The organism is Bergeyella cardium, assembly GCF_003614945.1.
GTDB lineage: Bacteria > Bacteroidota > Bacteroidia > Flavobacteriales > Weeksellaceae > Bergeyella_A > Bergeyella_A cardium.
In genome coordinates this window covers 238,528-257,763 of record NZ_QYCZ01000001.1, presented here as the reverse complement: position 1 = coordinate 257,763, position 19,236 = coordinate 238,528, and the positions used below count along the sequence as shown (strand labels likewise).

The 19,236-nt window shown below is 37.7% G+C and carries 22 protein-coding genes; 8 read left to right on the top strand and 14 right to left on the bottom strand.

Features of this window, described 5'->3' with window-relative positions; translation table 11 throughout:
• The first annotated feature begins 115 nt into the window (after nt 1-115).
• Genes D8991_RS01265 through D8991_RS01255 form a run of 3 tightly spaced genes read left to right on the top strand, consistent with a single transcriptional unit; the run spans nt 116 to nt 2,163 of the window.
• Nucleotides 116-598: an acyl-CoA thioesterase gene (locus D8991_RS01265; protein WP_120488389.1), complete on the top strand. Its 483-nt coding sequence runs from the start codon at nt 116-118 to the stop codon at nt 596-598.
• A 1-nt stretch (nt 599) separates the two neighbouring features.
• Nucleotides 600-1,478 (top strand): dTDP-4-dehydrorhamnose reductase, encoded by an 879-nt coding sequence (gene rfbD / locus D8991_RS01260; RefSeq protein WP_120488388.1) that lies wholly within the window; start codon nt 600-602, stop codon nt 1,476-1,478.
• Nucleotides 1,479-1,488: 10 nt separating this feature from the next.
• Nucleotides 1,489-2,163, top strand: a complete 675-nt coding sequence (locus D8991_RS01255; RefSeq protein WP_120488387.1) for a hypothetical protein — start codon at nt 1,489-1,491, stop codon at nt 2,161-2,163.
• On the opposite strand, the gene D8991_RS01250 is transcribed toward D8991_RS01255, so the two are convergent.
• From D8991_RS01250 to D8991_RS01230, 5 genes are all read right to left on the bottom strand, one after another.
• The gene (locus D8991_RS01250; RefSeq protein WP_120488386.1) at nt 2,160-2,741 is read right to left on the bottom strand and encodes a BspA family leucine-rich repeat surface protein; all 582 of its coding nucleotides are present in this window, start codon (nt 2,739-2,741) and stop codon (nt 2,160-2,162) included. The two genes, D8991_RS01255 and D8991_RS01250, sit on opposite strands and share 4 nt — an antisense overlap.
• A gap of 518 nt (nt 2,742-3,259) precedes the next feature.
• A complete protein-coding gene (locus D8991_RS01245) occupies nt 3,260-4,018 on the bottom strand; it encodes a class I SAM-dependent methyltransferase (RefSeq protein ID WP_120488385.1) in 759 nt (252 codons plus the stop codon).
• Nucleotides 4,019-4,071: 53 nt separating this feature from the next.
• On the bottom strand, nt 4,072-5,142 hold the full coding sequence (locus D8991_RS01240) for an RES domain-containing protein (RefSeq protein WP_120488384.1): 1,071 nt from the start codon (nt 5,140-5,142) through the stop codon (nt 4,072-4,074).
• A gap of 1 nt (nt 5,143) precedes the next feature.
• Nucleotides 5,144-6,088, bottom strand: coding sequence for a sce7725 family protein (locus tag D8991_RS01235; RefSeq protein ID WP_120488383.1), 945 nt, complete (start codon nt 6,086-6,088; stop codon nt 5,144-5,146).
• On the bottom strand, nt 6,070-6,873 hold the full coding sequence (locus D8991_RS01230) for a sce7726 family protein (protein WP_160223987.1): 804 nt from the start codon (nt 6,871-6,873) through the stop codon (nt 6,070-6,072). The genes D8991_RS01235 and D8991_RS01230 overlap by 19 nt, the downstream gene beginning before the upstream one ends.
• Before the next feature lie 274 nt (nt 6,874-7,147).
• Here D8991_RS01230 and D8991_RS01225 point away from each other — a divergent pair, with 274 nt between their 5' ends.
• The 3 genes from D8991_RS01225 to D8991_RS01215 are packed head-to-tail and all read left to right on the top strand — an operon-like array spanning nt 7,148 to nt 10,047.
• Nucleotides 7,148-8,392, top strand: a complete 1,245-nt coding sequence (locus D8991_RS01225; protein ID WP_120488381.1) for an MFS transporter — start codon at nt 7,148-7,150, stop codon at nt 8,390-8,392.
• Nucleotides 8,393-8,410: 18 nt separating this feature from the next.
• Nucleotides 8,411-8,863, top strand: coding sequence for a GyrI-like domain-containing protein (locus D8991_RS01220; RefSeq protein WP_345798949.1), 453 nt, complete (start codon nt 8,411-8,413; stop codon nt 8,861-8,863).
• Between the two features lie 11 nt (nt 8,864-8,874).
• The gene (locus tag D8991_RS01215; protein WP_120488379.1) at nt 8,875-10,047 is read left to right on the top strand and encodes an alpha-hydroxy acid oxidase; all 1,173 of its coding nucleotides are present in this window, start codon (nt 8,875-8,877) and stop codon (nt 10,045-10,047) included.
• A gap of 361 nt (nt 10,048-10,408) precedes the next feature.
• On the opposite strand, the gene eno is transcribed toward D8991_RS01215, so the two are convergent.
• The 6 genes from eno to D8991_RS01190 form a co-directional block, all read right to left on the bottom strand.
• Nucleotides 10,409-11,701 carry a phosphopyruvate hydratase gene (gene eno, locus D8991_RS01210; RefSeq protein WP_120488378.1) on the bottom strand — a complete coding sequence of 431 codons (1,293 nt, stop codon included), beginning with the start codon at nt 11,699-11,701 and terminating at the stop codon, nt 10,409-10,411.
• Between the two features lie 197 nt (nt 11,702-11,898).
• Complete coding sequence (locus D8991_RS01205; RefSeq protein ID WP_245957161.1) at nt 11,899-13,668, bottom strand: outer membrane beta-barrel protein; 1,770 nt, start codon at nt 13,666-13,668, stop codon at nt 11,899-11,901.
• A 70-nt stretch (nt 13,669-13,738) separates the two neighbouring features.
• The gene (locus D8991_RS08980) at nt 13,739-13,978 is read right to left on the bottom strand and encodes a hypothetical protein (RefSeq protein ID WP_245957160.1); all 240 of its coding nucleotides are present in this window, start codon (nt 13,976-13,978) and stop codon (nt 13,739-13,741) included.
• 214 nt (nt 13,979-14,192) lie between these two features.
• Nucleotides 14,193-15,176 carry a pyruvate dehydrogenase complex E1 component subunit beta gene (locus tag D8991_RS01200; protein ID WP_120488377.1) on the bottom strand — a complete coding sequence of 328 codons (984 nt, stop codon included), beginning with the start codon at nt 15,174-15,176 and terminating at the stop codon, nt 14,193-14,195.
• A gap of 73 nt (nt 15,177-15,249) precedes the next feature.
• On the bottom strand, nt 15,250-15,666 hold the full coding sequence (locus D8991_RS01195; RefSeq protein WP_120488376.1) for a type II 3-dehydroquinate dehydratase: 417 nt from the start codon (nt 15,664-15,666) through the stop codon (nt 15,250-15,252).
• Nucleotides 15,666-16,061: a hypothetical protein gene (locus D8991_RS01190; protein ID WP_120488375.1), complete on the bottom strand. Its 396-nt coding sequence runs from the start codon at nt 16,059-16,061 to the stop codon at nt 15,666-15,668. The genes D8991_RS01195 and D8991_RS01190 overlap by 1 nt, the downstream gene beginning before the upstream one ends.
• Before the next feature lie 158 nt (nt 16,062-16,219).
• Here D8991_RS01190 and D8991_RS01185 point away from each other — a divergent pair, with 158 nt between their 5' ends.
• Complete coding sequence (locus tag D8991_RS01185; RefSeq protein ID WP_120488374.1) at nt 16,220-16,648, top strand: DUF6646 family protein; 429 nt, start codon at nt 16,220-16,222, stop codon at nt 16,646-16,648.
• A 24-nt stretch (nt 16,649-16,672) separates the two neighbouring features.
• A complete protein-coding gene (locus D8991_RS01180; protein WP_120488373.1) occupies nt 16,673-17,146 on the top strand; it encodes a hypothetical protein in 474 nt (157 codons plus the stop codon).
• 60 nt (nt 17,147-17,206) lie between these two features.
• Here the strand turns inward: D8991_RS01180 and yajC are convergent, their stop codons facing one another.
• The 3 genes from yajC to nusB are packed head-to-tail and all read right to left on the bottom strand — an operon-like array spanning nt 17,207 to nt 18,938.
• Nucleotides 17,207-17,542 (bottom strand): preprotein translocase subunit YajC, encoded by a 336-nt coding sequence (gene yajC / locus D8991_RS01175; RefSeq protein WP_374210832.1) that lies wholly within the window; start codon nt 17,540-17,542, stop codon nt 17,207-17,209.
• A 7-nt stretch (nt 17,543-17,549) separates the two neighbouring features.
• Nucleotides 17,550-18,017 carry a DUF1573 domain-containing protein gene (locus D8991_RS01170; RefSeq protein WP_120488371.1) on the bottom strand — a complete coding sequence of 156 codons (468 nt, stop codon included), beginning with the start codon at nt 18,015-18,017 and terminating at the stop codon, nt 17,550-17,552.
• 12 nt (nt 18,018-18,029) lie between these two features.
• On the bottom strand, nt 18,030-18,938 hold the full coding sequence (nusB, locus tag D8991_RS01165; protein WP_120488370.1) for a transcription antitermination factor NusB: 909 nt from the start codon (nt 18,936-18,938) through the stop codon (nt 18,030-18,032).
• Nucleotides 18,939-19,236: the final 298 nt, after the last annotated feature.

Here is a 19,236-nt window from a genome sequence, read left to right as displayed (position 1 = left end):
AAAAGAACAAGGCAAGTAGCTTCTGGCTATTGGCTTCTAGCTGTGTGTAGTTAGTTTGATGTAGGTGCTCCCCACGCTGTGGGTGAATTCAAGTCTAATTCTTTACATTTGCAATATGGAAAAAGAAATGTTCTCAATTGTAAAAATACGATTTACAGACTGTGACCCTATTGGGCATCTCAACAATGTGAAATACCTAAAATATATGCAAGATGCAAGAGAAGACCATATAGAGGAGTTCTTCGGGTTTTCTTATGATGAGTATATAAAAAGAACGGGCTGTGCGTGGATTACCATTAAAAACCAAATTGCCTACCTGAAAGAAGTAAAAGCAAATACCAAAGTAAGAATCACCAGCCATACGGTAAATATAGACGAGAAAACCACAGTAGTAGAAATACTAATGACCAGCGAGGATAGAAAAACAACCCACGCTGTACTGTGGATTACCGCTATCTATTTCAATCTGAAAACAAGGAAAACGGAAGAACAACCAGAGGATTTAAAACACCTCTTCCACAATAGTTTCTTAGACCTCGGGAATATGAGTTTTGATGAAAGAGCAGAAGCACTAAGAAAAGAAAACAAAGCACAATAAAATGATACAGGACCTCCGAAAAAAAATACTCGTAACGGGTGGTAATGGACAGCTTGCCAACTGCATAAAAAAACTCACCGAACGCTACGAGACAGATTATCAATTTGAGTTTCTCTCCTCTGAGGAATTAGACATCACAGATGAAACCGCCGTAGAGGAATATTTTAATAATACAAAGCCAGACTTTTGTATTAATGCAGCAGCATATACCGCAGTAGATTTAGCCGAGTCCGAAGAAGAAAAAGCCTTTGCCATAAATGCCGAAGGGGTGCGCAACCTCGCAAAATCTGCTAAGAAAAACAATACCGTGCTCATCCATATCTCTACCGATTATGTGTTTAGTGGGGATACCAATATCTCGTATTCTGAGGACAATTTTACCGCTCCTGTCGGGGTATATGGGCGTTCCAAAAGAGCAGGCGAAGAAGCTGCATTAGAAGAAAACCCAAAGACCATTATCATCAGAACATCCTGGTTGTATTCAGAGTTTAATAAAAACTTTGTAAAAACAATGCTCTCCCTCTTTGAGACAAAAGATGAGCTCAATATCGTAGGCGACCAGTATGGGCAGCCGACCAATGCCAATGACCTCGCGGAAGCCATTATGAAGATAATAGAAACGCCTGCCCTTAGCTTTGGAATCTTCCATTTTTCTAATTATCCAGAGACTACCTGGTTTCTTTTCGCTAAGAAAATTGCAGAGCTTTCAAAATCTCATATCAAGCTCAATGCAATAAGCACAAGCGAATACCCTACCCCAGCCCAGCGCCCCGTAAGAAGTACAATGGCTCTGGACAAGATAGAACAGACCTACAAAATAGACCTCAAGCACTGGGAAAACAGCTTGGAAGAATGCATAGAAACCCTTACTAAAAACTAAACCTCGCTCTATGAAAATCTGTTTTGGGTTTATATTTTCGCTTATCTCCTGCGTTATTTATGCACAGGAAATCCATCTAAGCAATGCCTCAAAAACCAATGAGAATAATGACACTCGTCTCTACCGTATCTCAGCGGTAGATTCTTCTGCCACTGCCCTTGCTACAATTGAGATAAATGGCATTTTAGAAAACGAAACCCTCGCCTTTGAGAAGTTTTACAAAAAGGCAAAACTCGTAGGAGCCAATACCTATACCTATACTCCTAATTTAGATTTGGACAGCAACCCAGTGCCTTCACTTCATAAAGAGGTAAAGCTCTACTACCAGGCTTATCCTGCAATAAGCTACAATCAGTTTTCGGTATTTAATTCTTCTCGAGCGGTCAATATCATTATCAATGGAAAGAAAGTAGCGCTTAGCCCCAGAACCTACCTATGCCAAGAGATAAAACCCGAAGAAGACAACTATATCTCTACCAAAAAATTCTTGGGCAGCAGGCTGAATCTCCACTACAAAAAGGAGCAGCCTGCGCTCTATTACCAAGTGCTCCCAGCGGGTATTCGCGCTGATAATTCCAATATCTCGGGAGGGCTTATTATAAAATCAGGAGACCTCATCTCCTTAGAAAAATCCTATGCCGATTTTCTTACCCTCTTCTATAGGGAAGTTTCCCCCTCCAATTAAGTAGGGGCATTGCCCCTTTTTTTAAGGCAATACCCCCTAAAATTGACCCTACAGGGTCTAAAGTTGACCCCACAGGGGGGGATGTTCCCCCTTCCAATTAGGGATAATGTTAGTTTGGAGGCTAAAAGCCAGAAGCTAATAGCTAAGAGTCGCCTATTAGGGAGTAGGACGATTAATTTGTAGGCTAAAAGCCATACTCCTTCCTTCTTTATTACCAAGCCTTCTAAACTTTGGTTAAAGCTCGTTGCTCCTTCAAACATTGAGTGTATATCCTGAACCGCGCTTAGATTCCATTGGTTGATATTGGGCACAGACTCTAGAGAAGTGCATCCGTTAAACATACTACTTACCGAAGTTACATTAGAGAAATTTGGGACATCTTGTGCTTCTATCTTAAGGTTTGAGCAGCCCATAAACATACCAGCTAAATTCCCTACCCATTTTCTTTTTCCCCAATGCTTGAGTACTTTGAACTGAGCTTTTTCCTCAGCAACAAGACCATCAATGCCATAGAAGAAAGCAAATTTTTCCTTCTTAGGGATAATAGAGATAACAAACCGCTTATTTGCATTTTTCATACCTAGTTCTATATACTCTGTATGTTGTCCCGTTTGGGTTACCTCTCCTTTTCCTGTTTCGCTCGGGTCATCTAGTCTTTTATAGGTATAAGAATACCCATCTCCATCGGTAGGTATAGGTATTTGACCGATAGCATTTGCTTCCCATACACCCGTTAGATGTTCATACCGTTCTTGTTGTTATCCAGAGCCAGAATCTTGGTCATCATTCCTTGAACAATTCACTGCTGTTACAGCCAGCACTACGGCTGAAACTGCCATTAAAAAAACTTTTTCATTATAAATTAGAATTAAATTGAGACTTACTCTTTTTATAAGGATTTTCGGCTTCGTCCTATACTCTGTCAAGGATACTAAATTATATTTTTATCAGCACATATTTCTTACTTTATATTGATTAAAATCATAAAAATACAGCCCCCCCTCTTCGCCCACAAACTCTGAAGCTGCCGAACAAAAAATTTGAGACTATTGTATAAGCATCATTAAATCTTATTAATATCATTTCAAGCAAAGCCTCAATCTGCCGTTTTCCTGAAAGTAATTGCGTAGAAGCGATTGTCCCACAAGAAATGCGTTTGCCTGTCGGTTACGCTGTTAGGGATGCTGTTTTGGATTTCGGTAAGGTCAAAATGCGCATCTTTATATGCCTCTTTTGAGAAGACATTTTTTTGATATTGGTCACGAATGAAATCTTGGGTTTCATCGGCAATCATCAGTAATGTATTGGGCTTAGCAACGCGGAGCATCTCATCAATCGCCCTCTGTTTATCGGAGAAGAAATTAATCCCTCCCACATGGAAAACAATATCAAAGCTATTATCATCGAAAGGTAAATCCTCAGCCGGACAGTTTACCAAAGAGAGGTTGAGCTTATCTTTCCATACCTTTTGCGCTCGGCGGAGCATAGCCTCGGAGATGTCTATACCTACAAGCGATAATGTTTTGATATTGATATTTTGGGGCATATACTTGAAATCTTTCCCCGTTCCAATAGAGACATAGAGCACCGAAGCATTATCTTTCCACTCCAAAAGTTGCATCATTTTTCGTCTCATTTCAGCAACGGAATTGCCGTATTTCAGCCAGCCAATCCACCGCTCTCCAAAGTCATAGAAAGGCGCAAGGCGGTTGTAGAACTTCATATACTTATCATTGTCTCCTTGCAGAAAATCAGGATTAAGGTATTTAAGGATCCCCCTCTCTTCTGAAATATAATTTGGATTAAGGTCTTTGCGAAGAAAAGGTATGAGCGGTTTTGGAATAAAATCTTGCATTGTTTATTTTTTAGAGACTATTATATACTTCTTGAAAGTTTAGGGAAATTAAGCTACTTATTCTCTATTCTCTCACAATCAAGCATAATCTCTGTAATATCATAAACACTAACATCTAAAATTTCAAACTTATTCTTAGGTTTATCAAAAATTACAAGATTAACGCCATTTTGATGTAATGAGCTTTTAAATTCTATACCATCGAACCCCATTGATTTAATTAGCTCTGATAGATATTGTGTTGGCAAATAATCTAACTCGCTATCACTTCTCCTTCTCGGTTTTGACAGTTCTTGCTCCAACTTATTAATAAAAGTATCATATTTTATTACATCTTCTAAAGCCTGTATTTTTTCTGCTCCTATAAGCTCAAAGATATCATAAGTTGAATGGCTCAAGTTTATTACTTTTATATCTTGTTTGAGTTCAAATTTACTTACAGAAACATAGTCAAACAAACTCGCTCTTACTTCATACAAAGTTGTTTCTAAATCTTTTGCTAAATATAAATATGAAATACCATTAGGATTTGCTCTACCACTCTTTGCTAATTCATTAGGAGGATTCCACATTTCTTTCTTATCATATCCTTTTTTATCACTAATTCTAGCACGATAATATATTTCTTTTTTATCTATTTTCTTTTGGAAAAATTGAAATAATTCGCGTAATCTATCCAAATCTAATTCATTTTCTAGATGAAATCTATTTTTACTTTTAATTTCCTCTGAAAATTTATCCCAAGAAAGAGTAAGTGATTGCTTCTCTTCTTCCTCATCTTGAAATTTTAATTTTACAGGATTATCTAGTAAATGTTGATAATCGCAAGTATAATATTTAATAATTTCAGAAATAAGTAGTTCAACTTTATTCTTAGCAATTAATTCTTGTGCAAAAATTTTATGATCAAAATAATCCGAAGTTATTTGTTTCCCTATTGATCTATCACCATTTTCATCAGTAACAAACAAGTCTAAAATGTCTGTAAAATAAAAATCTAACTTGGAAGCCTTATAAATATTAATATTCTGTGCTCCACAAAAATCACAATTTCCTATATTATTTTTACCTCTAATAATAGTTTTTATATATTGGTTTTCAAAACAATTTATACAGCAATTCATATTAAATTAATTTTAAAACCAAATCAATATGATTCATTAGGGAGAGTTTCTTTAATGTTCCTAATCCAGGAAAATGCTTTGTTTCATAATATTCTTTAAATATTGGGATAGCAATAGATTCATATTTTGTTTTCTTACACCAATCAATTAACTTTTTTAATGCTTCAGCAAATTTACCAGCAATATCAGAGGGGTCATCATTAGAATCAGAAACAAAATGTTTTATTTTTATTTTCTTTTTATTTTTATCTTCATAAGATAAATGGATTGCTACAGCATAGGGGAGAAAACCTGCTTCAGAGTATTCTTCACCAATAGAAAGATAATCAGAGAAACCAATAAATCCATCTTCCTTATAATAGCGATACTCTTCAGAAAAGTCACTTTCATCTATCTGTAAATAATCAGAATTTCTAGGCTGAGCATTAAAATAATCATTAAGTTCTACCCTAGTATTTTCTTTAAAATTTTGGTGATATCTTTTACTTGTTGCTGATAAATTTATAACATTATATCTAACTTTAAAATGTTCTTCATACAGAGCAAGAATATCTGAAATCCCATCAAGAATTGCATTATGTATAATAGTTAATTCAGGAATATAATCTTTGTATTTTTGTAAAAGAGCTATCAGTTCATGATGCCCTTGTTTGTTTTTATTATTAAAAATTATTCCTATTTGATAATTTTTACCTCCACTCATAAACTCTTTAATAGTATTAAAAATAGTATCCGTATCTGTAAATTGTCCAACTTGTGGATTTACAACAACTGTAAAATTAATATTATTTTCAATCAGTTCTCTTAGAGTAACTCCTAATGTTGATGAATTTTTTACAGGTTCTATTATAGGTGATACTTTATTTGAATTAAGCACTTTTCCTGTTATCAAATTTCTAATCCCAATTAGTTCAAACTTTTTGCCTCTTATATATGGTAAGTACATACACTTTTATTTTTTAAAAAATCATACAATTTATAATATTCTTGTTCATTAAAATCCAAAGAGTTACAGATATACTTCAATTCTCTTGGTGTTTTTGAAGATCTAAGTAAGCTAGGTTTTGATAACTTTCTTTCTTTAAGTTTATTTAAAACTTGCTTTTGAAAATCTACTATGTTTATATCCGCTAATAAATTATAACAAGTTCTAAAAATCTGAGTATTTGGAACATCAGGTACAAATCCAAAGTTCTCAGTAACTAAATCAATATATTCTTGCTTTCTTAAAATTTTAAAAATAGTATCAAAATTAAAGTAGGAAGTATTACTCTCTGCTTCTTTAATTATTTGTATCTTATGTTTTGCATCAAGTATAATGATACCAATACTTGAATCTGCATATTCAATTTCTAATTTCTTAGCACTATTTTCATCAGTTACAACACTGACTTCATCTGCAAATTTTTGGTAATCATTTATTTGTTTTGATAGTTTAGAAAAATCATCTAGTTCCGTTTTGATTTCATAAACTCGTACTGACCCATTTAACAGAACTAAATCAGCCTTTGAAGAGCCAATTTTTAATTCATTAAGTACCGATGTTACTCTTAGGCCATACTCACTAATTAATTTTAAAAATAAGTTATTTTTATAGATATATTCACATCTATACCTCTCCTGAAGATTTTTATATAATGATTTAATTACATCTAAATTAGTATCATAATTTCCTGTATTAAGATATTTTTTTATTTGCTTTTGGAATAATATAAAATCATCCTGTCTCACTATTTTTTGAAATATAGGAGGCGAGAATATTTGAGATAAGATTCTTAGGCTTGACACTTTATACTAATTTTCACTTTACAAAATTACTAATTTATATAAAACTCTATCTCCACTAAATAGCAAAAGAAATAAAACTTCTCCAAATAACTGTTTTCTGCATACAAAAGTATATTTTATGATTAATTTCATAAATAGAATATATTTAGAATTTTTCATCTTTTGTATAGTGAATAATACCTACTTTTACCGCCCAAAAAAATAAAATAGAATTTTTATGACCGAGAATATAAAAGAACCTACAAGAGCACAGGGCGTAATAATGTTTATCATATTGCTATTGGCATACATCTCATTTGCCTCTAACTGGCTCATCGGTTCCAGCCTCTCTGGGCAGATTACCCACCACTTCTTCGCTGGTAAAGCCGTATCTTCCGTAGTAACCGAAGTGGTAAATTACTCAATAACCATTGCAAGAATCTTTGCTAATTTCTTTGCGGCATATATTCTCATCAAACTGAGTCCCAAAAAAGCATCTATACTGGCGCTTTTCTTTTTGAGCTTTTCTTTCCTTGCGATTTTCTCGCCAAACTACTGGATATACATCGCTGCAAGAATGATAATGGCGCTCGGAGGTTCTATGATAATGGTATATATGAATACGGTGATCGCAAAGTTTATCCCTGCTGATAAGAAAATCATCACCAGTGCTCTTACAACGGGCTCGTATAATATGGGGGCGGTAATTGTGGGTGGCTCACTCTACTTCCTTACCGATTACCTCACTCATAATGACCACTGGCAGTATATAATGCTCGGTTTTAGCCTTCTAAGCTTAATCAGTTTTGCCCTCTGGCTGGCATTCAGTAAGGACTTTGAGCCTAATGCCAGCAACAGCTCTTCCGAAGCGATTGCAAAAGAATATACCTACTCCGATGCGCTGAAAGATAAATTTGTTTATCTTTTCTCTCTCGGTTTTGGAGGATTCCTCTTCCTCTATGTCATCTCCCTTGCGTCTCTCCCTTCAAAATTAGAGGCATTGAATTTTAACCCTGACTTCTCCAAGTCCATAATGCTGTTTATCATCCCTTCATCTGGGATTATGGGTACGCTCTTCAGTATGTATATGGGTAAAAAGAACTTCCCGAGAAAGCCTTACCTCATCATCCACGGCATACTGATGATTAGCGCTATACTCTCTGGGATACTCGTTCTCCCAAGCTCTGTTTTGCTGTCTTATATCCTCTTTGGTTTTGCGGGTTTTGTAATGGCTTCCCAATATTCTGTATATCTCAATCTGCCGTATGAGCTCCCAGATATGAACCCACAAAAGATTACGATTATGTTCGGAGCTTTCTGGGCATTGGGCTATCTGGTATATACCCTCCTTAATTTTGTTTGGAGCTTAGTACTGGATCATTTCGGTTGGGATGCCTCTCTGGCATTCTACATTCTCTTTAGTTGCCTCTATATTATTTGTATATTAACATTCCCAGAGACAAAACCGAATAAGAAAAAATAGTACATTTGTTCTCTCAAAATATCACTCCAAATGAAAAAGAGCCTTAAAATTATAGGAATATCCATTACCACCACAAATGAAAATGGAAAATCTGCACAGGATTTGAGTGCTCTTTGGAACAAATTCTACACAGAAAAGATAGCCGAAAAAATACCCGGTACTCTAAATCATAAGATTTATGCTATCTACACCGATTACGAAAATGATTTCAGAGGAAAATATACCGCAATAATAGGAATGGAAGTAAGCTCTTTACATCATATCCCTGAGGGGCTTGTGGGAAGAGCTTTTCCAGAAGAATATTTCACTGAATTTATAGCCAAAGGAGAAATGCCTGCGGCTATTATTAATACCTGGGAGGAGATTTGGCAGAGAGACAAAGACCTCCACCGTGCTTATACTTACGATTTTGAGGTTTATACAGACAAGCCTTCGGAAGTGAGTATATTTATATCCGTAAAAGAAAATTAAATTATAATCAAATGAGAGATTTATCTAAAATGACAAACATTGAAGACTTGCGAGTAAAATGCTATAGCAATGTCCCAAAAATGTTCTATGAATATGTAGATACAGGTTCCTGGTCTCAATCTACTTATCGAGAAAATGTTACTGACTTTGATCCAATAAAATTCCGCCAAAAGATTTTAGTGGATATGGACAACCGTACCTTAGAGACAAAACTCCTCGGGCAAACGGTAAAATTCCCCGCAATGACTGCTCCCGTAGGTTTTATGGGAATGATGTGGGCTGATGGAGAAATCCATATGGCAAGAGCCGCTCAGAAATTCGGCATCCCTTTTACCCTCTCCACAATGTCTATATGCTCCATAGAAGACCTTGCAGAGGCAGGTATAGAGCCATTCTGGTTTCAGCTGTATGTAATGAGAGACCGAAAGTTTATGAAAGACCTCATCCGCCGAGCAAAAGAAGCAAAATGCTCCGCACTGATGGTTACCGTAGATTTGCAAGTACTGGGCAACAGACACAGAGATATTAAAAACGGACTCTCTGCACCTCCTAAATTTACCATCCCGAACCTCATCAACCTTTCTACAAAAATCCCTTGGGGACTTCGCTATCTTAAAAACAGAAGATGGACATTTAGAAACATCGCTGGGCACGCAGAGAATGTAAGCGACCTCTCCTCTCTCTCTTCTTGGACTAAGGAGCAGTTTGACCCATCCCTCAGCTGGGAAGACATCGCAGAGATAAAAGAGCTCTGGGGAGGACCACTTATCTTAAAAGGAATTATGCTCCCAGAAGATGCCGAACAAGCCGTGAAATACGGAGCAGACGCCATCATCGTGTCTAACCACGGTGGTCGCCAAATGGACGATACCGTTTCCACAATAAAAGCCCTCCCAGATATCGTGAGCGCTGTGGGTAGCCAAACAGAAGTATGGATAGACTCTGGCTTCTACTCTGGGCAAGATATGCTAAAAGCCTGGGCAATGGGTGCAAGAGGTATAATGCTCGGTAGAGCACCTGTATACGGCTTAGGTGCGTATGGCGAAGAGGGAGTAACTCGTGCCCTGCAAATCCTCTACGATGAAATGGATACCACTATGGCATTCGCAGGGCATAGAAACATCCAAGATGTAGATAGTAGCATATTAGTGCCTGGTACTTATCCTACCCCTATTTATAGATAGGCAGTAGGCTTTGTGCAGCAGGCAATAAGTTTTAGGCGTTAAGCAAAAAAGTTTCCATTATTGATTTAATGGAAACTTTTTTATTGCTTACTGAATAAATTTAATCTTGTATGGGGAGGAACTTAGGATATGAGACATTTAACAAAACAAGTTTCCAACATTTAAAATTCCCTAAAAAAACATTTCAAAAAAACATTCACAAACCACTGCTTATTAACTACAAAACAGAAAACGAACTATAAAAGCATTTGATAGAACATTTAACAAATCACAATTATTTTCCCTTATAAAACCCAACTAAAAAAGCCTCGCTCATACGCGAGGCTTTCTAATAATAATTTAAAAATTTAAAAAAATGAAACTATCTTTTCACTTTAAAGGCATCAAGACCTGGGAATACAGCGGTATCTCCGAGTGCTTCTTCTATTCTTAGGAGTTGGTTGTATTTCGCCATTCGGTCTGAACGAGAAGCCGAACCTGTTTTGATTTGTCCACAATTGCACGCCACAGCGAGGTCTGCTATGGTAGCATCTTCGGTTTCACCAGAGCGGTGAGACATTACTGAAGTATATCTATTGTTCTGCGCCATCTGAACCGCATCTAAGGTCTCGGTAAGCGAACCGATTTGGTTTACTTTTACAAGGATTGAATTGGCTACACCTTCTTTTATCCCTCTAGAAAGTCGCTCTACATTGGTTACAAAGAGGTCATCTCCTACGAGCTGTACTCTGCTACCGATTTTATCGGTGAGGAGCTTCCAGCCCTGCCAGTCATCCTCGTGCATACCGTCTTCTATTGAGATGATAGGGTATTTATTGGTAAGCTCAGCGAGGTAATCCACTTGCTCTTCACGGCTTCTATGGGCACCTTTATCGCCTTCAAACTTTCTATAATCGTAGATTCCGTCTTTGTAGAACTCGGAGGAAGCGCAATCAAGGGCAAACATAAAATCGTCCCCAGGTTTGTAGCCTGCCTTTTCCACTGCTTTTAGCAGGGTATCGAGGGCATCTTCTGTACCGTCAAAAGTTGGAGCAAAGCCTCCTTCATCTCCCACCGCAGTGGAGAGACCTCTAGATTTCAGGATAGATTTCAGGCTATGGAACACCTCAGTACCTTTTCTCAATGCGTGAGAGAAAGAATCTGCCTTCACTGGCATAATCATAAACTCCTGGAAAGCGATAGGTGCATCGGAGTGTGAGCCTCCATTAATCACATTCATCATCGGTACAGGGAGGGTTTTAGCATTTACCCCACCGATGTATTTATAGAGCGGGAGTTTTAGCTCTGCTGCTGCTGCTTTTGCTACTGCGAGAGAGACTCCGAGAATAGCATTTGCTCCGAGGTTTCCCTTGTTTGGAGTAGCATCTAATTCAATCATAATACTGTCGATAAGGTTCTGCTCAAAAACAGAAATCCCCACAATTTCTGGGGCTATTACCTCTCGTACATTTTCTACGGCTTTCAGTACGCCTTTGCCGAGGTACTCGTTACCGCCATCTCTTAGTTCTACAGCTTCGTGCTCGCCAGTAGACGCCCCTGATGGTACGGCAGCTCTACCCATTGCACCACTTTCGGTAAACACATCTACTTCCACAGTAGGGTTACCTCTGGAATCTAAAATCTGTCTTGCTTCAATAAATGAAATATAACTCATAGTATTTGATTTTTACTGCTCACAAATTTAAACATTTTAGAGGGCTTAGCCTTCTTTTTTGCTTAAAATTTTGAGACATTGTCTCTTTTATTAATTAAGATTACGCTCTTAAATTATCTACAAAAAAGCAATGCCTTAAATAAAGCACTGCTATTAGGGTCAGAGACCCCAGTAAAGGAAGAGGCAATGCCTCCCTCTTAGAAGTTTGCAGATTCTGGGGTTTCATTTTCCACTTTTTTATCAATATCTGTCTTTTTCCCTCGTGAGAAGTTATAGCTTATACCAAAGCTCAGCATATTTTTATTATTGAAAATACGGGTATGTCCCATATAATCTACAAGGCTACCTTCTTGGCTTTTGGTTTTATATTCAGAAGGGGTGCCGATGAAGAGAAGGGCAGCTTTGAACATCCAGTTTCTATGAGAATAGCCAAGAATAAGGTGGTTCTGGTTCTCATTGGTATTGAGAAATGCCCCTCCGATGGAGTAGACAGGGATATTAAACTCGTAATTTAAAAAGAAGTTCTTGTACTGAGAAGAAAGGGTGAAGGTGTTTCCTATAAACTCATTGGTCTTTTTATTACCATTTGCCAGCAGTATGCTCTCGGAGGTAGGCTTAAGAGCAGTTTTGATGGTAAGGAGCTTTGAGCCCAAAGGCTTGATAGCACCCGAAATCTCTCCACTCAAGATTTGATGATAATCAGCATTCTGATAGGTAAGCGCATAGCTATTAAAGCGAGCATCGTATATATACATCTGCTCAATTGCATTATTGATGAAAATATGAGAGAGTGAGGCATTCACATCAAGATACTTGGAATTATAGGAATAGGTAAGGCTGTTTCTCCAAGTGGTTTTGGATTTAAGGTAAGGATTCCCTGTTTTTATGATATTGGGAACTACATTGATAACATTAGAGCTGAGCTGCGCACTGGAAGGCGAACCAGGGAAGATGGAGGAATTAAACCTTAGGCTCTTATGAGCATTCAGTTTATAGTGGAGAACGAGCCTTGGGGTAAAAGTCCAGTCATTAAAAGTTTCTTTCTCACTTCGGTTGTGGATGTGCATAAGCCCCGCACCTAATCGGTAAGCGAATTTCTTCCCAAGCCAGCCACTGAGCTCCGTATGGAAATACTGACTGAAATAATTTACACTGTACTCACTATCCCCTGCAAGATTGCTTAGGTCATTAGAGATATGGTTATTAGCAACTTTATAGCCAGAGCTTAGCTTCATCTTCTGAAAGGAATGATGATGGACTACCTCCCCTACAAAAGCGGACTGATTCGTGGTAAGGTACATTCTGTTATTAAAAATATCTACCCCAGTAGAAGCTACCCACTCTCTCTGGTCCTGGTAGGTTTTATTATTATAGGTAGAGCCTACAAGGTTAAAGATAAGCTCATCTTTCTTGCTTAGCTTATTGCTATAATAGAGGTCTAAGGTAGGTTTTAGGTTATGCTGAGAGCTGTAATCATAGATTTTATCCTGCGTAGAAATACTCCCCTGCTCAAAAGTATTGTCACCATTCCCTTTGCTAAAAGCATCCATTCTATTAAAGATGAGTTTTGCCTGAAAAGTCTGCTTATCCGAAGGCACAAAGGTATATCTGAAAGCTGCATCTTGGTAGGTATATCCGAAGTGGTCTCTCAGTACTTTGGTAGATTTGTATCGGTCTCCGTGCAGCAGATATTCATAGGTATTATCATATCTTCGGTTGTTATAATCTCTAAGGGAAATAACATATTCCAGCCCAAAATCGTGCTTCCCACGCGTATGAGAAAAGTAGGCTGTTGCATTTAAGAAACCCGTACTGAATGCCCCAAATACATCTGCACCATAGCTGAGCCCCTGCTCGGGATTTCGGGTAATGACATTTACGAGGGTCTCCGCTCTGCCTTCCCATCGGGTAGGGACGATATCAAAATACTCTACCTTTACCACATTCTCTGGCTGTACGGACTGCAACTGTGCATCGCTCGCCTCTATCCCATTAATAAGAAAAAGTACGGTACCTCCTTTTATACTGGCAATCTTGTTAGACAGCGGGGTCGTGCTTCAGCTCTGGAAGCGTTACGAGTAAATCTTTGGAATGCCGAGCGCTTTTTATCGCGTCTTGGTCAAACGAATACACTGCTTTATCAGCATACTGTTTCTTTCTCTGTGCTTTTAGGAGAACTTCCTGTATCTCCTTAGATGGTAAGGACAGGCTATCCTTCTCCTGCCCATAAAATATTCCTGCGCTTAGCAATGATAAAATAACAATAGTTTTCTTCATATAAATAAGTTTATAAAATAAAATTGAATTAATAGTATTATTGGCTAATTGGTACATTAAACACCCCCATTGTTACAAAAAAACATCGTAGAATAAATATAAATTATCAGTTAAATAAAAAAGAGTGCTTGCTTCATTAAGCCAAGCTAAAAGCATAAAAAAGCCTCAACAAAAATTGCTGAGACTTTCCTTTGTTTAATATTTAAAATCCTTATTATGCCTTTACATAAAGTACCTTTTTTATGGCATCTTTCACGGTTTCCAATTTTGGGAACCACTCTGCGAACAATGCTGCAGAATAAGGCGCAGGCGCATCTGGCGTTGTAATTCTCTTAACAGGTGCATCAAGGTAGTCAAATGCCTTTTGCTGTACCATATAAGTAATCTCAGAAGCCACAGAACCGAAAGGCCAAGCCTCTTCCAATACAACCAATCTATTGGTTTTCTTCACAGAGTTGAGGATAGTATCATAATCCAATGGGCGTACAGTTCTAAGATCTACTACCTCTACAGAGATACCTTCTTTCGCTAAATCTTCCGCTGCTTGTAGTGCGAGTTTCATTATCTTACCAAAAGAAACGATGGTTACATCCGTACCCTCTCTCTTTACATCTGCTTTACCAAGTGGCAGGTAGTATTCCTCTTCTGGGATTTCCATTTTATCGCCATACATCTGCTCAGATTCCATAAAAATTACTGGGTCATTGTCCTGTATAGCAGATTTAAGCAAGCCTTTTGCATCGTACGGGTTAGAAGGTACTACAACCTTCAGACCTGGGCAGTTGGCATACCAGCTTTCAAGTGCTTGTGAGTGCGTAGCACCGAGCTGACCAGCAGATGCCGTAGGCCCTCTAAATACGATTGGACAATTCCACTGCCCACCGCTCATCTGGCGGATTTTCGCAGCATTATTAATAATCTGGTCTATCCCCACAAGAGAGAAGTTGAAAGTCATAAACTCTACAATAGGTCTGTTACCATTCATCGCTGCACCTACGGAGATACCCGCAAAACCGAGCTCAGCAATAGGAGAGTCTATTACTCTCTTAGGTCCAAACTCATCAAGCATACCTTTGGAAGCCTTATAAGCTCCGTTATACTCTGCTACTTCTTCTCCAATAAGGTAAATGGATTCATCTTTACGCATTTCCTCGCTCATTGCTTGAGCAATCACTTCACGGAAAGTATATTCTGCCATAATTTTCTTAAAATTTTAGGGACAAAAGTAATGATTTTATATTTAATGGTAAGTCTTAAGACGAAAAATAAATTTATCGCTCTGCTACCAAATACTCCACAGCCAGTGAATACCCCCTAAGACCAAATCCAGAGAGCAAAGCATCGGTATAAGCTGCGGTTACAGACTTCTGCCGAAACTCCTCTCGCTGATAGATATTACTGATATGCACTTCTACTTTGGGTTTAGAGATATTTTTAAGGCAATCGGCAATCGCATAAGAATAATGAGTAAAAGCTCCAGCATTAATCACCAAAGCATCAAAATCCTCAGATTGTAGTCGGTTGATTAGCTCCCCCTCTACATTAGACTGAAAATAGAGAATCTCGTGCTGTGGAAACTCGTCTTTCAGCTGTGCGAGGTAGTCCTCCATAGTCGTACTGCCATATATTTCGGGCTCTCTTTTACCCAAAAGATTAAGGTTTGCACCATTTGCGATGAGTATTTTCATTATTTAGATATTTCGTTATACAAATTTTCTATAAAACTATGAGCCGTTTCATTGCTCTTCTTAATCTGCTGAAGGGTCGTTGGTAAATACCAGCCTTTTCCCTTTACAGAGAGGTTTTCGCAATAGGCTAATACCTCTACCTCGCAGCAGTCCGTAAACCAAATCCATTCATTTTTTATGCTTTCAGGAGTAGTTTTAGGACTGCCTATTACCTCTACCAATGCGATCACTTTAGCTCCATGGCGCACGAGTACCCTATCTCCTTTTTGAATTTTATAAAATTCTGCAATGGGCTTTCCACTGCACCCAATAAGGTTTTGAGACAGTATATTCCTGATTTCCTCTACTCCCCAATTCATCTTATTGGGATGAAGCTGTATATGCCAGTAATTCATTTATTCGATAAAAAATTTATCATACTCAACTCGCAAATTTAGGAAAGATTATTTTTAGCATTAGATAATAAAGAATACTATTTTTAAACAAAAAAATTATTCAGATAAAATACTAAACTTATACAAATTCTGTTAATGGATTTATAAATTCAGATATAATGAAAAAGGTAATGATAAGCCTTGCTATGTTTTTTATGGCACAATTATTTCATAGCCAAGCATGGAATGGCGCAGGAGACCAAAAAGCACAAGCAGGTTTCAGTGCCTGGGGTAATGGAGTAGGAATTACGGGAACTTATGATTATGGCTTGTCCGACCTTATTTCCGTAGGTGGAGGTCTTAATCTCTACTTTGATAATAAGAAAGATAACGATTTTTTTATTTTCGGGAGAGTAAATTTCCACCTTCAAGATGCACTCCAACTTTCTGACCAATTAGATATTTATCCTGGTGCAGATATAGGTGTATTGGGTAATTCTTTCGGTTTAGGTGTACATTTAGGCGTGAGGTATTACTTCACTGAGAAATTTGGAGCCTTTGCCGAAATAGGAAATAACGGAAGCATAGGCGTTTCCATTAACTTATAGAAAATTTTTAAAAAATTATAAATTATGAAAAAAAACATTTTTGCAGTAGCTATCGCGCTATTCGGGATGCTAAGCATCTCTAATGTACAGGCACAGTCTTACAGAACTTCTTTGGGGCTTAATATAGACTTGGGAGATGGAGGTACATATGTAGGGCCACAAGTAAAACACTTCTTTAATAAAAACAGTGCTCTTGATGGTCAGCTCCTCTTCGGTAAGGGTATCTCTGCATCTATTGGAGTAAACTATACCTATAACGAGCCTATACCTGGTGCAAGAGGTCTGGCTTGGTATGTGGGTATCGGACCTAATATTTCTTTTCCAAAAGGTGGAGGCAATGCATTATTCGCTCTTAGACCGCAAGTGGGCTTAGAATTTAAAATCCCAAGTGCTCCTCTTGCAATGCACTTTGACTGGAAACCTTTGTGGAACCTTTCGCAAGAATCTAACTTCATTGCAGGAAGATTTAGCATAGGGTTTAAATATGCTTTTAAATAACTTTTTACTTTTAACATTAAATCAAAACACCGCTTTAAAATTTAAAGCGGTGTTTATTTTTTATTTTTTCTTTTCAGCTTTTGGATCTGCTTCTGGGAATCTCGCGAGTGTATATTCTCTGGATATGGCAGCCTTTTCAAATTTCAGCTTTCCAGAAAGGGTTTCTATCACTACACCATCTTCCTGTATCTGGGCTATTCTCCCGTGGAGCCCTGAGGTGGTAACCACTCTACTCCCTACTTTTAATGACTCTTGGAAGGTTTTCTCCTGCTTCTGCTTTTTCATCTGTGGGCGAATCATCACAAAATACATAAAAGCGATAAACGCTACAAAAAGGAAAATCATCTGTGCTCCGCCTCCCGCTGGCTGTGCTTGTAATATAGATAACATTTTTATTTAATATTTAAGGTTTAATTACATTCGCTGTAAAACTAATCATAATAGGCGAGCGCTCTACATTGGCAAAAATCTGCGCCTGTTTTTGCTGTGCTCCTTCAAAATTGGAGGAATTAAATTTTAGGGTAATCTGCCCTTTCTTTCCAGGGAGTATGGGCTCTTGGGTATAAGCTGGCGCTGTACAACCACAGCCTGGCACTACTTTAGAAATCACAAGTGGGTTATTTCCAATATTGGTAACCTCATAAGTATGCTCTACGCTCTCGCCTTTTTTCACATCACCGAAATCGTGGCTGTTTTCAGACAGCGCAAGAGAAGTAAGCTCGGAAGGTTGCTCCATATCATTAACCTCAGCTTCTTCCTGCACCATTTGCTCTATAAGTTCGGAGCTGTCCATTTCTACTTTTTCTTCCTTTTTGCAGGCGGAAGCACTGAGCAATCCTAAACAAAGTATCGTTAAAATTAATTTTTTCATTTTATATAATAATTAAACTATTCTATTGATATCTTTTATGTATTTATCCAATATTCCATTAATAAATATATTGGAACGGTCTGTGGAGAAGACTTTTGATATTTCAATATATTCGTTGATAATCACTCTACTCGGCGTAAGCGGGAAGGAATCTATCTCCGAAATCGCTACACTGAGTATCACTTTATCCATTGTGGAGATTCTTTCCAGCTCCCAGTTGAGGAGTCGTTCTTCTAATTTTTTCTCCGTATTTTCCAAGTTGTTGAGGGTATCTCTCAGCATTTTTGATGCAAATGAGCGGTCTTCGTCGTCTTTTACCATTTTGATCAGCGTATGAGAAGCCTCATCTTCTTTCATAAAGCCAAGGGTTTTCTGCACCATAGAGTTTGCGATATGTATATCATCTGCCCAAGAGAGCTCCCGGTCCTCTACATAAGTATGGAAATCGCTATTCTCTGCCACATATTTTAGGAAGAGCTTCCCGATAAATTTCTGGTCCTCTTCAAAAGAGTTTTCTGCAGACTTCATATAGTCGTTATATCGTTTGCCTGCCACTATCTTTTGGAAAGTTTTTACGAGGAGATCGTCGTGCAAATCCCATTTCAAATCCTGGTGAGAGCCTGTAAATACAAGGCGTTCGGTATTAGCTTCCAGCTGTTCCAGCACTCGGTTGTCTATAAATTTTCGGTTGGGGTTGAGCTCGGTTTCAGATTTCAGGAATTTATTCCTGCCGATCTCCAATTGCTGTTCTGCCAGTTGCTTTAAGCCCACCAAAAAATTCAGCTCATAAATGTAGAGATTAAAAATTTTTTCAATCTCTGTAAACATATTCTTTTCCAGTGTACTAAACTGTATTGGATTTTGGAAATAGGCATAGACTGCCATCACTACTTTTTCCCTAATTTGTCTTCTTCCTAACATTCAAAGAACTTTTTTAATGCCGGCAAAGATATCATTTTTTAATAAACTCCCTTACCGAGCTGTCAGTAACTTTTTTATTCGTATATGATTTTTTATTAATTACTCGATTTTTTATTTTGGCGACCAATTCACAACTATTAATTGCTCGCTTTTTTATTTTGGCGACCAATTCACAACTATTAATTGCTCGACTTTTTATTTTGGCGACCAATTCACAACTATTAATTGGCTCACTTTTTATTTTGGTGGCCAATTCACAATTATTAATGGTCATTTTTTATCTTGGAATGATATTTTC

Bases quoted from the DNA above. Each gene is read 5' to 3' on its own strand.
- D8991_RS01255 (WP_120488387.1), top strand. From the start codon at position 1,489: ATGAAAATCTGTTTTGGGTTTATATTTTCGCTTATCTCCTGCGTTATT.
- D8991_RS01200 (WP_120488377.1), bottom strand. From the start codon at position 15,176: ATGGCAGAATATACTTTCCGTGAAGTGATTGCTCAAGCAATGAGCGAG.
- nusB (WP_120488370.1), bottom strand. From the start codon at position 18,938: ATGTTAGGAAGAAGACAAATTAGGGAAAAAGTAGTGATGGCAGTCTAT.
- D8991_RS01170 (WP_120488371.1), bottom strand. From the start codon at position 18,017: ATGAAAAAATTAATTTTAACGATACTTTGTTTAGGATTGCTCAGTGCT.
- D8991_RS08980 (WP_245957160.1), bottom strand. From the start codon at position 13,978: ATGAAGAAAACTATTGTTATTTTATCATTGCTAAGCGCAGGAATATTT.
- D8991_RS01215 (WP_120488379.1), top strand. From the start codon at position 8,875: ATGAGAGATTTATCTAAAATGACAAACATTGAAGACTTGCGAGTAAAA.
- D8991_RS01190 (WP_120488375.1), bottom strand. From the start codon at position 16,061: ATGAATTACTGGCATATACAGCTTCATCCCAATAAGATGAATTGGGGA.
- D8991_RS01195 (WP_120488376.1), bottom strand. From the start codon at position 15,666: ATGAAAATACTCATCGCAAATGGTGCAAACCTTAATCTTTTGGGTAAA.
- D8991_RS01185 (WP_120488374.1), top strand. From the start codon at position 16,220: ATGAAAAAGGTAATGATAAGCCTTGCTATGTTTTTTATGGCACAATTA.
- D8991_RS01225 (WP_120488381.1), top strand. From the start codon at position 7,148: ATGACCGAGAATATAAAAGAACCTACAAGAGCACAGGGCGTAATAATG.
- eno (WP_120488378.1), bottom strand. From the start codon at position 11,701: ATGAGTTATATTTCATTTATTGAAGCAAGACAGATTTTAGATTCCAGA.
- D8991_RS01180 (WP_120488373.1), top strand. From the start codon at position 16,673: ATGAAAAAAAACATTTTTGCAGTAGCTATCGCGCTATTCGGGATGCTA.
- rfbD (WP_120488388.1), top strand. From the start codon at position 600: ATGATACAGGACCTCCGAAAAAAAATACTCGTAACGGGTGGTAATGGA.
- D8991_RS01240 (WP_120488384.1), bottom strand. From the start codon at position 5,142: ATGAATTGCTGTATAAATTGTTTTGAAAACCAATATATAAAAACTATT.
- D8991_RS01265 (WP_120488389.1), top strand. From the start codon at position 116: ATGGAAAAAGAAATGTTCTCAATTGTAAAAATACGATTTACAGACTGT.
- D8991_RS01245 (WP_120488385.1), bottom strand. From the start codon at position 4,018: ATGCAAGATTTTATTCCAAAACCGCTCATACCTTTTCTTCGCAAAGAC.
- D8991_RS01235 (WP_120488383.1), bottom strand. From the start codon at position 6,088: ATGTACTTACCATATATAAGAGGCAAAAAGTTTGAACTAATTGGGATT.
- D8991_RS01250 (WP_120488386.1), bottom strand. From the start codon at position 2,741: ATGAAAAATGCAAATAAGCGGTTTGTTATCTCTATTATCCCTAAGAAG.